Source organism: Streptomyces sp. NBC_01477 (assembly GCF_036227245.1).
Classification (GTDB): Bacteria; Actinomycetota; Actinomycetes; order Streptomycetales; family Streptomycetaceae; genus Actinacidiphila.
In genome coordinates this window covers 6,639,798-6,653,772 of record NZ_CP109445.1, presented here as the reverse complement: position 1 = coordinate 6,653,772, position 13,975 = coordinate 6,639,798, and the positions used below count along the sequence as shown (strand labels likewise).

Annotated in this window: 12 protein-coding genes and 1 riboswitch; of the genes, 2 read left to right on the top strand and 10 right to left on the bottom strand. The window is 69.2% G+C overall.

Going from position 1 to position 13,975, the window contains the following annotated elements; genetic code table 11:
- Positions 1-12: 12 nt before the first annotated feature.
- Positions 13-129: riboswitch (SAM riboswitch) on the bottom strand.
- A gap of 84 nt (positions 130-213) precedes the next feature.
- The 5 genes from trpD to ctaE form a co-directional block, all read right to left on the bottom strand.
- A complete protein-coding gene (gene trpD, locus OHA86_RS28265) occupies positions 214-1,278 on the bottom strand; it encodes an anthranilate phosphoribosyltransferase (RefSeq protein WP_329179683.1) in 1,065 nt (354 codons plus the stop codon).
- A gap of 475 nt (positions 1,279-1,753) precedes the next feature.
- Positions 1,754-3,394 (bottom strand): cytochrome bc1 complex cytochrome b subunit, encoded by a 1,641-nt coding sequence (gene qcrB, locus OHA86_RS28260; protein WP_329179680.1) that lies wholly within the window; start codon positions 3,392-3,394, stop codon positions 1,754-1,756.
- Positions 3,391-4,434: a cytochrome bc1 complex Rieske iron-sulfur subunit gene (gene qcrA / locus OHA86_RS28255; RefSeq protein ID WP_329179679.1), complete on the bottom strand. Its 1,044-nt coding sequence runs from the start codon at positions 4,432-4,434 to the stop codon at positions 3,391-3,393. The genes qcrB and qcrA overlap by 4 nt, the downstream gene beginning before the upstream one ends.
- 23 nt (positions 4,435-4,457) lie before the next feature.
- The gene (gene qcrC / locus OHA86_RS28250; RefSeq protein ID WP_329179678.1) at positions 4,458-5,267 is read right to left on the bottom strand and encodes a cytochrome bc1 complex diheme cytochrome c subunit; all 810 of its coding nucleotides are present in this window, start codon (positions 5,265-5,267) and stop codon (positions 4,458-4,460) included.
- A gap of 80 nt (positions 5,268-5,347) precedes the next feature.
- The gene (gene ctaE, locus OHA86_RS28245) at positions 5,348-5,968 is read right to left on the bottom strand and encodes an aa3-type cytochrome oxidase subunit III (RefSeq protein ID WP_073497404.1); all 621 of its coding nucleotides are present in this window, start codon (positions 5,966-5,968) and stop codon (positions 5,348-5,350) included.
- Between the two features lie 247 nt (positions 5,969-6,215).
- On the opposite strand from ctaE, the gene OHA86_RS28240 reads away from it, so the two are divergent.
- Positions 6,216-6,635: a hypothetical protein gene (locus OHA86_RS28240; RefSeq protein ID WP_329179676.1), complete on the top strand. Its 420-nt coding sequence runs from the start codon at positions 6,216-6,218 to the stop codon at positions 6,633-6,635.
- 58 nt (positions 6,636-6,693) lie between these two features.
- Here the strand turns inward: OHA86_RS28240 and OHA86_RS28235 are convergent, their stop codons facing one another.
- The 4 genes from OHA86_RS28235 to ctaC form a co-directional block, all read right to left on the bottom strand.
- Positions 6,694-7,977: a L,D-transpeptidase gene (locus tag OHA86_RS28235; RefSeq protein ID WP_329179674.1), complete on the bottom strand. Its 1,284-nt coding sequence runs from the start codon at positions 7,975-7,977 to the stop codon at positions 6,694-6,696.
- 121 nt (positions 7,978-8,098) lie between these two features.
- Positions 8,099-8,497, bottom strand: a complete 399-nt coding sequence (locus OHA86_RS28230; RefSeq protein ID WP_329179672.1) for a cytochrome c oxidase subunit 4 — start codon at positions 8,495-8,497, stop codon at positions 8,099-8,101.
- Positions 8,494-10,233 (bottom strand): aa3-type cytochrome oxidase subunit I, encoded by a 1,740-nt coding sequence (ctaD, locus tag OHA86_RS28225; protein ID WP_329179671.1) that lies wholly within the window; start codon positions 10,231-10,233, stop codon positions 8,494-8,496. The genes OHA86_RS28230 and ctaD overlap by 4 nt, the downstream gene beginning before the upstream one ends.
- On the bottom strand, positions 10,230-11,228 hold the full coding sequence (gene ctaC / locus OHA86_RS28220) for an aa3-type cytochrome oxidase subunit II (RefSeq protein WP_329179669.1): 999 nt from the start codon (positions 11,226-11,228) through the stop codon (positions 10,230-10,232). The genes ctaD and ctaC overlap by 4 nt, the downstream gene beginning before the upstream one ends.
- Before the next feature lie 250 nt (positions 11,229-11,478).
- Here ctaC and OHA86_RS28215 point away from each other — a divergent pair, with 250 nt between their 5' ends.
- Positions 11,479-12,888 (top strand): cysteine desulfurase/sulfurtransferase TusA family protein, encoded by a 1,410-nt coding sequence (locus OHA86_RS28215; RefSeq protein ID WP_329179667.1) that lies wholly within the window; start codon positions 11,479-11,481, stop codon positions 12,886-12,888.
- Between the two features lie 37 nt (positions 12,889-12,925).
- Here OHA86_RS28215 and OHA86_RS28210 read toward each other — a convergent pair whose 3' ends face one another.
- Positions 12,926-13,903, bottom strand: coding sequence for a carbohydrate kinase family protein (locus OHA86_RS28210; protein ID WP_329179665.1), 978 nt, complete (start codon positions 13,901-13,903; stop codon positions 12,926-12,928).
- Positions 13,904-13,975: the final 72 nt, after the last annotated feature.

Below are 13,975 nucleotides of genomic sequence, written 5' to 3'. Positions count from 1 at the left end.
TGAAGAACTCCCCAGTCCGGCTTGCTGCGAGCCTCGCTGCTCACAGCCCGGTCATCACCCGGGGCACCCCGCCTCGGACGGAGGGTTGCCGGACAGCGAGCCGGGGCCTTTACGCTGTCACTCGTGACCTGCAAGGGATTCTGCCACAGGACGCCGTGAGCGCAAGACACCGTCCGCGGTACGGACCGGTACGGACGGTGCCTTGCGGACGGATCAGGCGTTCGTGGCCGCCGCCCAGCGCTCCAGGGCGGCCGCGGCGGCCCCGGAGTCCAGGGACTCCGCCGCCCTGGCCACCCCTGCGGCCAGCCGCTCTTCGAGGGTGCCGGCGCCGGGGTCGAGGGCCACCAGCGCGGCGGCCGAGTTGAGCAGGACGGCGTCCCGCACCGGGCCGGTCCCGCCGGCCAGCAGCCGCCGTGCGACGTCCGCGTTGTAGGCCGGGTCGCCGCCGCGCAGCGCCTCGACCGGCACCAGGTCGATGCCGATGTCCCGCGGGTCGAAGGCGACTTGGGAGACCTTGCCGTCGGCGACCACCCACACCTGCGAGGTGGCCGTCGTGGTCAGCTCGTCCAGGCCGTCGTCACCGCGGAAGATCAACGCCGACGAGCCGCGCTCGGCCAGCACGCCGGCCATGATCGGCGCCATCCGCAGATCGGCGACGCCGGTGGCCTGCGCGCGCACCCGGGCCGGGTTGGTCAGCGGGCCGAGGAAGTTGAAGGTCGTGGCGACACCCAGTTCCCCGCGTGCGGTGGCCACATGACGCAGCGCCGGGTGGAACCTGACCGCGAAGCAGAAGGTGATGCCGGCTTCTTCCGCGACCTCGGCGACCCGCTGCGGGGACAGGTCCAGGTTCACCCCGAGGTGCCCGAGTACGTCGCTGGCGCCACTGGCCGACGAGGCGGCCCGGTTGCCGTGCTTGACGACCTTCGCGCCGGTGCCGGCGACCACGATCGCCGCCATCGTGGAGATGTTCACCGTCCTGGCCCGGTCGCCGCCGGTGCCGACGATGTCCACGGTGGCGCCGGGTACGTCGATGGTGTTGGCGTGCGCGTACATCGCCCGCACCATGCCGGTGACTTCCTCGACGGTCTCGCCCTTGGCCCGCAGTGCCACGGCGAACCCGGCGATCTGCACGTCGGTGGCGGTGCCGCGCATGATGGCGTCCATCGCCCACGCCGTGTCGTCGACCCCCAGGTCACGTCCCGCGATCAGGTGGGACAGCACGTCGGGCCACGTCCGCAGCGCCCCGGTCTCGTCACCTGCCGGGTTCACAACGCTCATGGTCCACGCTCCTGGTGGTCAGTACGGTCCTCAGCCCGCCCACCCTATCCGCGCGAAGCGCCCCGAAGGGCCGCGAGCGCTCTCACGGTTCCTCTCCCGCAGAGGGCGCCCCTCCCCCGGGCGCGGAGGTCCTGCGGCTCCCCTCCGGCAAGGCGGTGCCCGACAGGGGCGCGGGGAACTGCGCGCCCGGCCACGACGGTGGCGCGCTGTCCGCACGGCGGGACGTGCCCCGTAAGCAGGCACTGGGAGTACCCCCACGCGAAGCTCTGGGGGCGGAACGGCGCGAGCAACCCACCACCGGCCGGTGGTCCGGATGCGACAGCAACAGCCCCTTCCGGCCGGTGACGACCCGCGCCCTGAAAGGGCACCCCCTTCCCGCGGTGGACCGCAGGAAAAAGCCCCCCGAGTCGGTCGGGCACCCTTCGAGGAGTGTCCGACCGGCCCGGGGGGCCGACGTGCAACGCCAGACGGCGAGTCAGTGGTGGCCGTGGCCGCTCGTGATCTCGTCGTACTCCTCAACCGTCGGCTTCGGAATCTGGCTGTGCTCACCGTAGAAGTTGCGGGACAGACGCGCCCGCACCTTCGTGACCGGGTTCACCTTGCGCTCCACGCCGTTCTCGTCGACCTCGGGGCCGACGTCGAGCGGCTGGGGCTGCGGGTGGGCGGTGAGGATGTGCAGCTGCTCCTGCGGCAGCGGCTCGTGCACCTCGATGAACTCGCCGTGCGGCAGCCGCTTGATGATGCCGGTCTCGCGCCCGTGCAGCACCTTGTCGCGGTCCCGGCGCTGCAGGCCGAGGCAGATCCGCTTGGTGATGAAGAACGCGGCCACCGGCGCCACGAAGAAGCCGACCCGCACCGACCAGGTGATCGTCTCGATCGACAGGTGGAAGTGCGTGGCCCACAGGTCGTTGCCGCCGCCGATCAGCAGCGTGAAGTACAGCGTCAGCCAGGCGACGCCGAAGGCCGTGCGCACCGGGCGGTTGCGCGGCCGGTCCAGCAGATGGTGCTCGCCTCTGTCGCCGGTGACCCACGATTCGAGGAAGGGCCAGACGGCGATGGCGACCAGCACCAGCGGGAAGATCATCAGTGGGATGAACACGCCGAGGACCAGGGTGTGGCCCCAGGCGTTGATCTCCCAGCCCGGCATCACCCGGATCAGGCCTTCGGAGAAGCCCATGTACCAGTCGGGCTGCGCGCCGGTCGACACCTGGTCCGGCCGGTAAGGACCCATGGTCCAGATCGGGTTGATGGTGACCAGGGCCGCGATGGCCGAGATGACACCGAAGACCAGGAAGAAGAAGCCGCCCGCCTTGGCGGTGTAGACGGGGAAGAACGGCATACCGACGACGTTTTTCTCGGTCTTGCCCGCACCCGGGAACTGGGTGTGCTTGTGGTAGAAGACCAGGATCAGGTGGGTGACCAGCAGGGCCGCCATGATGCCCGGCAGCAGCAGGATGTGCGCCGAGTAGAAGATCGGCACGAAGTTGTGGCCGGGGAACTCGCCGCCGAACAGGAACATCGACAGGTACGTGCCGACGATCGGCGTGGACAGCACCGCGCCCTCGGTGAAGCGGACGCCGGTGCCGGACAGCAGGTCGTCGGGCAGCGAGTAGCCGGTGAAGCCCTCGAACATGCCGATGAAGAGCAGCGTCCAGCCGAACAGCCAGTTCAGCTCGCGCGGCTTGCGGAACGCTCCGGTGAAGAACACCCGCATCATGTGCACGATCATGCCCGCGATGAAGATCAGCGCGGACCAGTGGTGGATCTGCCGGATCAGCAGACCACCGCGCACCTCGAAGCTGATGTGCATCGTGGACGCGTAGGCGTCCGACATCCGTACGCCCTGCAGCGGCGCGTACGGACCGTTGTAGACGACCTCGTTCATGCTGGGGTGGAAGAACAGCGTCAGATACACACCCGTGAGGATGAGGATCGTGAAGCTGTAGAGGCAGACCTCGCCGAGCATGAACGACCAGTGGTCGGGGAAGATCTTCCGCAGATTGGACTTGCCGAGCTTGTACAGGCCGACTCGGCTGTCAGTCCACTCCGCGACGCGCTGGCCGGGGTGTTTGGGGCCTCGCCGAGTGTTCGTCGAGGTCTCTGTCGAAGTACTCATCCGCGCTCCCAGAAGGCCGGACCGACGGGAACCTCGAAGTCGCTCATCGCAACGAGGTTGCCCTCACCATTGACGCTGATCCGAAGCTGCGGCAGCCGGTGACCCGCGGGACCGAAGATCACTCTGGCTCCGTCCGACAGGTCGAACGTCGACTGGTGGCAAGGGCAGAGTACGTGGTGTGTCTGCTGCTCGTACAGGCTGACCGGGCAGCCCACGTGCGTGCAGATCTTGGAAAAGGCCACGATGCCCTGGTGCGACCAGTCGAGTTCCTTCTTGTCCTTGATGTCTTCCGGCTTGAGCCGGACGACCATCAGGGCAGCCTTGGCGATCTGCTGCTGGAAGTCCTCGTCCTCCTCGTTCAGCCCCTCGGGCTGGGCGAAGGTGAGCGAGCCGACCGGGATGTCCTCGGGACGCAACGGCTTGTTGGTGTTGGGATTGATCAGCGCCTTGCCCTTGGCCCAGGCGGTGTGCCTGAGCTTGTCCTCAGGCAGCGGGCCGAGGTCCCGGAGGATCACGACCGCTGACAGCGGTACGAGGGTGAGCGCGCCGAGCATGGTGTTGCGGACCAGCTTGCGCCGGCCGAACGCGCTCTCCTTGACACCTTGCTTCCACTGCGTCTCGATGTTGGCGCGCAGCTCGTCGTCGGCGTCCGCCTGGTGGCGGTCGTCGGGGATCTCCTCGTCGGACATCAGCGTGCGGGCCCAGTGCACGGCGCCCGCGCCGATGCCGAGCAGGGCGACGGCCAGCGAGAGGCCGAGCGAGAAGTTCAGCGCGCTGACGTGCCCGACCGGGAAGATGTAGACGTACTTGTCGACCGGGAAGATCACGAAGCTCGCGATGAAGGCGATGGTGCCCAGCATCGACAGCGTGAACAGCCCGGCGACGACCCGCTCGGAGTGGTCGGCCGCCTTCTCGTCGATGTCCTGACGGCGGAACTCGTGCTCCGGGTGGCCGGGGTTGGCGAACGGGTCGCCGGGGACCGCGGCGTCGGTGCCGTGGGCACCGCGGACGGTCGGGAGGTGTTCCTCTGGCTCTGCCATGTCGTTGTGGGATCCGGTTTCGCTCATGACTTCTTGGCCTTGGACGTACGGGCCGCGACCCAAATGGCGACGGCGATCAGCGCACCGAGGCCGAAGATGTAGGCGAACAGGCCCTCGGGCACGGGTCCGAGGCTGCCCAGCGTGAAGCCGCCCGGGTTGTGGCTGTCCGCGGAGTCGACCGCGTTCAGGTACGCGATGATCTCGGCCTTGTTCTTCGACGGCATCGTGGTGTCCGGGAAGGACGGCATGTTCTGCGGGCCGGTCTGCATGGCCTCGTAGATGTGCTTGGGGTCCACGCCCTTGAGGGTGGGCGCGTACTTGCCGTCGGTCAGCGCACCGCCCTTGCCGACGAAGTTGTGGCACTGCGAGCAGTTGGTGCGGAACAGCTCACCGCCCTTGGCCACATCGGCGCCCGCCGGGTCGTACTGGTCCGGGTCGGGAGCGGCGGGACCGGGGCCGAGCGAGGCGATGTACGCGGCCAGCTGGTCGATGTCGCCCTGGGTGTACTGGACCTTCTTCTTCTGGATCTGCGGGCCGGGCTGCTGCGCGGGCATCCGGCCGGTGCCGACCTGGAAGTCCACCGCGGCCGAGCCGACGCCGACCAGGCTGGGGCCGTCCGAGCTCCCCTGGCCGTGCGTGCCGTGGCAACTTGCACAGCCGACCGAGAACAGCTTCTTGCCCTCGGTGATCGCGAGGGACTGGGACGAGTCGTCGGCCTGCGCCTTGGGTGCCGGCGCGAGCGCGGCGTACAGCCCCCCGGTGGCCGCTAGCGCGAAGAGTAGGACGACAAGCGCCGCCAGCGGGTGGCGCCGTCGTGCGGAGAGCTTTTTCACGGATTACCCCGGTGTCAGGATCTCTTGTGTCGATGCTTCGGGTTGTGCCTGTCCGGCACCGTGCTGCGGTACGCGACCGACTACTTGATCAGGTAGATCGTGGCGAAGAGGCCGATCCAGACGACATCGACGAAGTGCCAGTAGTAGGACACGACGATGGCAGCGGTGGCCTGCTGGTGGGTGAACCGCTTGGCCGCGTACGTACGGCCGAGCACCAGCAGGAACGCGATCAGACCACCTGTCACATGCAGCCCGTGGAAGCCGGTCGTCAGGTAGAACACCGAACCGTAAGGGTCGGAGCTGAGTGAGATCCCGTCCTTCTTGACCAGGTTCGTGTACTCGAAGATCTGCCCGCCGATGAAGATCGCGCCCATCACGAACGTCACGATGAACCACGAGCGCAGCTTCTTCACGTCGCCGCGCTCAGCGGCGAAGACGCCCATCTGGCACGTGAAGGAGGAGAGCACCAGGATCGTGGTGTTCGTCGCGGAGAACGGAACATTCAGCGCATGGGCGTGTTCCTTCCAGAAATCGGCACCCGTGACCGACCGAAGGGTGAAGTACATCGCGAAGAGGGCCGCGAAGAACATCAGCTCGGAACTCAGCCAGATGATGGTTCCGACGCTCGTGAGGTTCGGCCGGTTGACCGACGGGTGCGCGTGCCCGGTTTCTACTGCTGTTGCTGTCGCCACGTCCGACATTATGTCGGTCGCTTATCCGGCGCTCACTCCGGGGGTCCCCTTCGGTGTGTCAAGCTCCCGCCGGGCACCGTGTCGGAGGCCGGCGGAGTCCCCCGAACGAGGGATGACGGCCCGTCCGCGAGATCTTGGGAAGCCGCGGACCCTCCACGGACGGCGCCTGCGGGAGTAGCATCCCCCACACTTGAGAAACCGTTCACGAGCCGCACACGCTGCACGGGGATCACGAAGATCACGAGGAGGAGCCAGGATGCAGGCGACTGCCACGGTGCTGGTCTACAGCGACGACGCGAACACCCGGGAGCAGGTCCGGCTCGCCGTCGGCCGCAGGCCCGCCGCCGACCTGCCGCCGGTGGAGTTCGTGGAGTGCGCGACGCTGCCCGCGGTGCTGACCGAACTGGAGCGCGGCGGCATCGACGTCTGCGTCCTGGACGGCGAGTCGGCCCCGGCGGGCGGTATGGGCGTGTGCCGGCAGATCAAGGACGAGATCTTCCACTGCCCGCCGGTGCTGGTGCTGATCGGCCGCCCGCAGGACGCGTGGCTGGCCACCTGGAGCCGCGCGGACGCGGCGGCGACGCACCCGGTGGACCCGGTGGCGGTCAGCGACACGCTCGCCATACTGCTGCGGCGCAGGATCGAGCCGGTGGCGAAGACGGTCGCGACGCGCTAGCGCGTACGGCCGCGCGGCGCGGCCCGGGACATGCCGGACGGCCGCCCCTCGGGGCGGCTCAGGCGGTCTCCGGGCGCAGCCGCGCCGGGTTGGACATCGGGTTCGGCGCCACCGCCGCAGAGCCCCGCTCGGCCAGGCCGGCGGCCTTGGCGCCCAGCGCGCTGCCCTGCCGCCACTTGGCCGCGTCCAGGTTCCAGTCGCCGAAGCCGTTGTCGAACGGCGTCATGGTGGGGCCGTGGCTGTTGACCACCTGGACGACGTCGCCCTGGCGCACATGGTCGAAGAACCAGTGCGCGTTGTCGGTGCTCATGCCCGTGCAGCCGTGGCTGACGTTGGCGGAGCCCTGCGAGCCCTCGGACCAGGGCGCGGCGTGCACATATTCACCGCTCCATGTCACCCGGGTGGCCCAGTAGACCGGCAGGTCGTAGGAGTCGGAGCTGCCGGCGGCTATTCCGACGGTGGCGCTCTTCATCTGGACGAAGCTCTCCTTGGCCAGCACGACCTTGATGCCGTTGCGGGTGTCGAAGCCCGGCTTGCCGGTGGTGACCGGCATGGTCCTGACCACCTTGCCGTCGTCCTTGAAGGTCATCTGGTCGGTCGCGGCGTCGGTGATCGCCTCGATGCGGTCGCCGGTGTGGAGAGTGAGCGGCTTGTCGGTGCCGCCGTAGAGCTTGTCCTGCACCTTGACGCCGTTGAGCGTGCTGCGGACGGTGATCTGGGCGTGCGCGGGCCAGTAGTCGCCCGGGCGGTAGTGCAGGGTGCGGTCGTCGACCCAGTACCAGGACCCGGGCGCGGCCTGCGGGGTGCTGCTGACCATCAGGTTGGACTCGACCGCGGCGCGGGCCGCGGGGGTCTTCACCGGGGTGCTCAGCTCGGCGGTGATCGGCTGGCCGACGCCGTAGGTGCCGGCGTCGGGGCCGAAGGCGACGTGCAGGCCCGCGTCGGCCGGGGTGGTGTCGAAGCCGAGGACCTTGCGGCCGGGGTGGCCGTCGCCGTCCTCGGTGCTCACCCTGACCGTGTAGTGGGCCCCTGCGGCCAGCCCGGTGGTGGACTGCCAGCTGAGGCCGTCCGCGCTGAGCTTGCCGCGTACGAAGCGCCCTGCGGCGTCGGTGGCGGTGACATCGGTGATCCGGCTGCCGTCGTCCTTGACGGTGACCTTGAGCGGCTTGGCGGGGTCGGCCTTGCCGCCGTCGGTGACCGAGTAGGCGACCTTGGCGGCGGATTCGTAGGGCGGGGCGGCGAGCGGGTTGCCGTCCCCGTTGCAGGCGGTGAGCCCCACCGCGAGGGGCGCCACGAGGAGGGCGCAGCGCAACGCTATCCGGCGTCGAGGAATGTGACTCATGGGCCCACGCTAAGAAGCGGCCGGCGATTCCGCACGGCGGAGGGGTGCAAAAGGGGCGGGCCGCGGTACCTGGTCAGGTACCGCGGCCCGCCCCGGGCGGCTGTGCGGGTTCAGCGGGTGGTCACTGGGTGCGGTTCTCACCGCGGTAGTACTCGAACACCCAGCCGAAGATCCCGATCAGGACCACCGGCAGCGAGAAGAACAGCAGCCACCAGCCGAAGACGACGCCGAGGAAGGCCATCGCGCCACCGGTGGCGAGCGCGAGCGGCTGCCAGCTGTGCGGGCTGAAGAAGCCCACTTCGCCGGCCTCGTCGGAGATGTCGGCGTCCTCGCGGTCCATCGCCCCGGCGTCGGCCCGGTTCGCGGTGAACCCCAGGTAGAACGCGATCATGGTGCACAGCGCGAACGCCAGGAAGAGCGCGGTCGTACCGGTCGGCTCCTTGGACCACAGGCCGTACACAATGGCCGTCGCCAGGATGAAGGCGGCGAAGCCGCCGAACATCCAACCTTGGACCTTCACTGGCCCGCCCCCTTGCTCTCAGCACCGGAAATGGCCGTGCTCGCACCGTGGGCCGCGAGGGCGTCGATCGCCGAGATCTCGGGGTGGTGCAGGTCGAAGGCCGGGGATTCGGAGCGGATCCGCGGCAGCGAGGTGAAGTTGTGCCGCGGCGGCGGGCAGGACGTCGCCCACTCGAGCGAGCGGCCGTAGCCCCACGGGTCGTCCACCTCGACCTTCTTGCCGTACTTCGCCGTCTTCCACACGTTGTAGAGGAACGGCAGGATCGACAGGCCGAGCAGGAACGAGCTGATCGTGGACACCGTGTTCAGCGTGGTGAAGCCGTCCGCGGCCAGGTAGTCGGCGTAGCGGCGCGGCATGCCCTCGGCGCCCAGCCAGTGCTGGACGAGGAAGGTGCCGTGGAAGCCGAAGAAGAGGGTCCAGAAAGTGATCTTCCCGAGCCGTTCGTCGAGCATCTTGCCGGTCATCTTCGGCCACCAGAAGTGGAATCCGGCGAACATCGCGAAGACGACGGTGCCGAAGACCACGTAGTGGAAGTGCGCCACCACGAAGTACGAGTCGGAGACGTGGAAGTCCAGCGGCGGCGCCGCCAGGATCACACCGGTCAGACCACCGAACGCGAAGGTGATCAGGAAGCCGACCGACCAGAGCATCGGGGTCTCGAAACTCAGTGACCCCTTCCACATGGTGCCGATCCAGTTGAAGAACTTCACGCCCGTCGGCACCGCGATCAGGAACGTCATGAACGAGAAGAACGGCAGCAGCACACCGCCGGTCACGTACATGTGGTGCGCCCACACCGTCACCGACAGGCCCGCGATGGAGATCGTCGCCGCGACCAGGCCGATGTAACCGAACATGGGCTTGCGGCTGAAGACCGGGATGACCTCGGAAATGATGCCGAAGAACGGCAGCGCGATGATGTACACCTCTGGGTGGCCGAAGAACCAGAAGAGGTGCTGCCACAGCAAGGCGCCGCCGTTGGCGGAATCGAAGACATGTGCGCCGAATTTTCGGTCGGCTTCGAGTGCCAGCAGCGCGGCGGCGAGCACCGGGAAGGCCAGCAGCACCAGAACGGCGGTCAGCAGCACGTTCCACACGAAGATCGGCATGCGGAACATCGTCATGCCCGGTGCGCGCATGCAGATGATCGTGGTGATGAAGTTGACCGCGCCGAGGATCGTGCCGAAGCCCGACAGCGCCAGACCCATGATCCACATGTCGGCGCCGACGCCGGGCGAGTTGACCGCGCTGGACAGCGGCGAGTACGCGAACCAGCCGAAGTCGGCCGCGCCCTGCGGGGTGACGAAGCCGCCGACCGCGATCAGCGAGCCGAACAGGTACAGCCAGTAGGCGAACATGTTCAGCCGCGGGAACGCCACATCCGGCGCGCCGATCTGCAGCGGCATGATCCAGTTCGTGAAGCCGGCGAACAGCGGTGTCGCGAACATCAGCAGCATCACGGTGCCGTGCATCGTGAACGCCTGGTTGAACTGCTCGTTCGACAGGAACTGGTTGCCCGGCCTGGCCAGCTCGGCGCGCATCAGCAGCGCGAGCACACCGCCGATCAGGAAGAACGCGAACGACGTGACCAGGTACAGGGTGCCGATGGTCTTGTGGTCGGTAGTGGTCAGCCACTTGATGACCACAGAGCCTGGGCTCTTGGTGCGGGCCGGGATTTCGTCCTCGTAGGAGTCATCGGCCGGCGCCGCGCCCTGCGGTTCGTTGAGAATGCTCATGTGGTCTTGGGCTCCGAGTTCTTCGCGTTGCCCGTGGTGGCGATACCGGACGGGATGTAACCCGTGTTACCCGCCTTGGCGAGGTCCTTGAGGTGCTGCTGGTATGCCTCGGGCGATACGACCTTCACGTTGAACAGCATCCGGGAGTGGTCGACACCGCACAGCTCGGCGCACTTGCCCAGGAAGGTGCCCTCCTTGCTGGGGGTCACCTCGAAGACGTTGGTGTGGCCCGGGATGACGTCCTGCTTCATCAGGAACGGCACGATCCAGAACGAGTGGATCACGTCGCGCGAGGTGAGCACGAAGCGGACGGTCTCACCCTTGGGCAGCCACAGCGTGGGACCGGGGTTGCCGGTGTCCGGGTTCCGGCTGGCGGGGGTGCCCACGTCGTAGACGCCCTCGGCGCCCGCGGGGTAGAGCAGCTTGTTCGCCGGGATCTCGGAGAGCTGGGACGGTACTTTGCTGTTCTTCGGTGTGGCCGGGTCGCCGTCGACGTTCTCGACGTAGTTGAAGCCCCAGCTCCACTGGAAGCCGACCACGTTGATCACGTGCTGCGGCTTCGCCGAGGTGTCCAGCAGCTTCGACTCGTCCCGGGCTGTGAAGTAGAACAGCACCGCGATCACCACGATCGGGACGATCGTGTACAGCGCCTCGATGGGCAGGTTGTAACGGGTCTGCGGAGGGACCTCGACCTTGGTCCGGCTTCGCCGGTGGAAGATCACGCTCCACAGGATCAGGCCCCACACCAGCGCGCCGGTGGCCAGTGCCGCGGCCCAGGAACCCTGCCACAGGGCGAGGATCCGTGGTGCCTGCTCTGTGGCGGGACTGGGCATGCCGAGGCGGGGATAGTCCTTGTACGAGCAGCCGGTGGCCGTAGCAAGGACCAGGCCGGCAGCCAGCGCCTGCGGCAGCCTCCGCCGCAACCCGCGCCGCCACGTGGGGGTGCCGCCCACGCCCTTTGGGCGGTGGGGGAGGTCGGAGCCGTTGGGACTCACGTAGCGCCTTCCCGAGAGTCTCGCCCGCGCGTCCGGGTGTTCCGGCCGTGTGCTGGTCGGTCGGCCCGAGCTGCAGGCAATGAGGTGTGGATGTTTATGCGGACCAAACCCTACTGGACGCTATTTGGGGTCGCGCGGGGAGGGGGTCCAACGCGCCGGGGCTCTCCCCGAAGGGGTGGAATCCCGCGTCCGAGAGCTGTTCTGACACTGCGCCCGGCTCTTCGCCGCGGCCGGGTTGTAGCGTGCTGAGGTGTCCTATTTCGATATGGCTTCGGCCGCCCCGCTGCACCCGGTGGCCCGGCAGGCGCTGCTGGCCGCGCTCGACGAGGGGTGGGCGGATCCGGCCCGGCTCCACCGCGAGGGGCGCCGGGCCAGGCTGCTGCTCGACGCGGCCAGGCAGACGGCGGCGGAGGCCGTGGGATGCCGCCCCGACGAACTGGTCTTCACTCCTTCGGGCACCCGCGCGCTGCACTCCGGTGTCGCCGGGGCGATGGCCGGGCGGCGCAGGACCGGCCGGCATGTGGTCGTCCCGGCGGTCGAGCACTCGGCGGTACTGCACGCCGCGGACGCCTACGACAGCACGGCGGTCGGCGTGGACAGGACCGGGCGGGTCGCGCCGCGGGACGTTGCGGCGGCGCTGCGGTCCGACACCGCGCTGGTGTGCCTCCAGTCGGCGAACCACGAAGTGGGCACGGTCCAGCCGGTCGCCGAGGTCGCCGACCTGTGCCGGGCGGCCGGGGTGCCGCTGCTGGTGGACGCGGCGCAGTCACTGGCGTGGGGCGCGGTCGGCGGCGGCTGGTCGCTGCTGGCCGGCAGCGCCCACAAGTGGGGCGGCCCGCCGGGGGTGGGGCTGCTCGCGGTGCGCAAGGGCACGAGGTTCGCGCCCCAGCACCCGGCGGACGAACGGGAGTCGGGCCGCTCCCCCGGCTTCGAGAACCTGCCGGCGATCGTGGCCGCCGCCGCGTCGCTGCGCGCGGTGCGCGCGGAGGCCGCGCGGGAGGCGGCCCGGCTGTCGGCGCTGGTGGACCTGATCAGGGCGCGGGTGCCCGAGCTGGTGCCGGACGTCGAGGTGGTCGGGCACGGCACACTGCGGCTGCCGCACCTGGTGACCTTCTCCTGCCTCTACGTGGACGGCGAGGTGCTGCTGACCGCGCTGGACCGGGCCGGCTTCTCGGTGTCGTCCGGCTCGTCCTGCACGTCGGGCACACTGACCCCCAGCCATGTGCTCAAGGCGATGGGCGTGCTGTCCGAGGGCAACGTCCGGGTGTCGCTGCCGCCGGGCACGGACGAGGCGGAGGTCGGGCGGTTCCTCGACGTGCTCCCCGGGGTGGTCGCGGAGGTGCGCGCGCAGCTCGGGGCGCCGACCGCCGGGGCCGCTGGAGCCGCCGCAGCCGCAGCCGCAGCCGCCGGGGCGACCGCCGGGCCGACCGGTGCGGACGGCCTGGTGGTCGACTCGCTCGGCAAGCTGTGCCCGATCCCGGTGATCGAGCTGGCCAAGGTGATCGGCGACGTGCCCGTCGGGGGCGTGGTGACGGTGCTGTCCGACGACGAGGCGGCCGGGCTGGACATCCCGGCCTGGTGCTCCATGCGGGCCCACGACTATCTGGGCTCGCGCCCCGCCCCCCGCGGCACCGCCTACCTCGTCCGCCGCCGCGCCTGACCCGCCCCGGGGAGGCGCAGCCCGGCAAGGGCCAGGGTCAGGCCGGGAGGTGGTGGCGGACCTCGGCGGCGGCGTCCTCGCCGTACGCCTTGGTGAAGCGCTCCATGAAGTGCGTGCGCCGCAGCTCGTACTCCTGCGTGCCCAGCGTCTCGATGACCAGCGTGGCGACCATGCAGCCGACCTGCGCCGCGCGCTCCAGGCCGACGCCCCACGCCAGGCCGGACAGGAAGCCGGCCCGGAAGCCGTCGCCGACGCCGGTCGGGTCGATCTTCGCCTGCTCCTCGGCGCAGCCGACCTCGATCGGCTGCTCGCCCTTGCGGTCGATCCGCACGCCGTGCGCGCCGAGCGTGGTGACCCGGGTGCCGACCCGGTCCAGGATCTCCTCGCCGCTCCAGCCGGTCTTGGTCTCGATCAGGCCCTTTTCGTACTCGTTGTTGAACAGGTACGCGGCGCCGTTGACGAGGGTCCGGATGTCGTCGCCGTCCATCCGGGCGATCTGCTGGGAGAAGTCCGCGCCGAAGGGGATGCCGCGGGTGATGCACTCCTCGGTGTGCCGGATCATCGCCTCGGGGTCGTCCGCGCCGATCAGCACCAGGTCGAGGCCGCCGACCCGGTCGGCGACGTGCTGGAGCTCGATCAGCCGGGCCTCGCTCATCGCGCCGGTGTAGAAGGAGCCGATCTGGTTGTGGTCGGCGTCGGTGGTGCAGATGAAGCGGGCGGTGTGCAGCACCTCGGAGATACGGACCGAGGCGGTGTCCACGCCGTGCCGCTGGAGCCAGGCGCGGTATTCGCCGAAGTCGTTGCCCGCCGCGCCGACCAGGATCGGCGAGGTGCCGAGCAGGCCCATGCCGTAGCAGATGTTGGCGCCGACCCCGCCGCGCCGCACATCGAGGGCGTCGACCAGGAACGACAGCGAAACCGTGTGCAGCTGATCGGCGACCAGTTGGTCGGCGAACCGGCCGGGGAAGGTCATCAGGTGGTCGGTGGCGATGGATCCGGTGACGGCGATACGCACGGCGGCAGGCTCCTGAGGGCGGGGGATTCGTACACGGGGGTTGCGTCGGTCTGGGCAGTCGTCCACGCTACC

What these genes read in the sequence shown, in the direction of transcription:
- qcrB (WP_329179680.1), bottom strand. Translation starts at nt 3,394, where the DNA reads ATGAGTACTTCGACAGAGACCTCGACGAACACTCGGCGAGGCCCCAAA.
- ctaD (WP_329179671.1), bottom strand. Translation starts at nt 10,233, where the DNA reads ATGAGCATTCTCAACGAACCGCAGGGCGCGGCGCCGGCCGATGACTCC.
- qcrA (WP_329179679.1), bottom strand. Translation starts at nt 4,434, where the DNA reads ATGGCAGAGCCAGAGGAACACCTCCCGACCGTCCGCGGTGCCCACGGC.
- OHA86_RS28235 (WP_329179674.1), bottom strand. Translation starts at nt 7,977, where the DNA reads ATGAGTCACATTCCTCGACGCCGGATAGCGTTGCGCTGCGCCCTCCTC.
- ctaE (WP_073497404.1), bottom strand. Translation starts at nt 5,968, where the DNA reads ATGTCGGACGTGGCGACAGCAACAGCAGTAGAAACCGGGCACGCGCAC.
- trpD (WP_329179683.1), bottom strand. Translation starts at nt 1,278, where the DNA reads ATGAGCGTTGTGAACCCGGCAGGTGACGAGACCGGGGCGCTGCGGACG.
- OHA86_RS28240 (WP_329179676.1), top strand. Translation starts at nt 6,216, where the DNA reads ATGCAGGCGACTGCCACGGTGCTGGTCTACAGCGACGACGCGAACACC.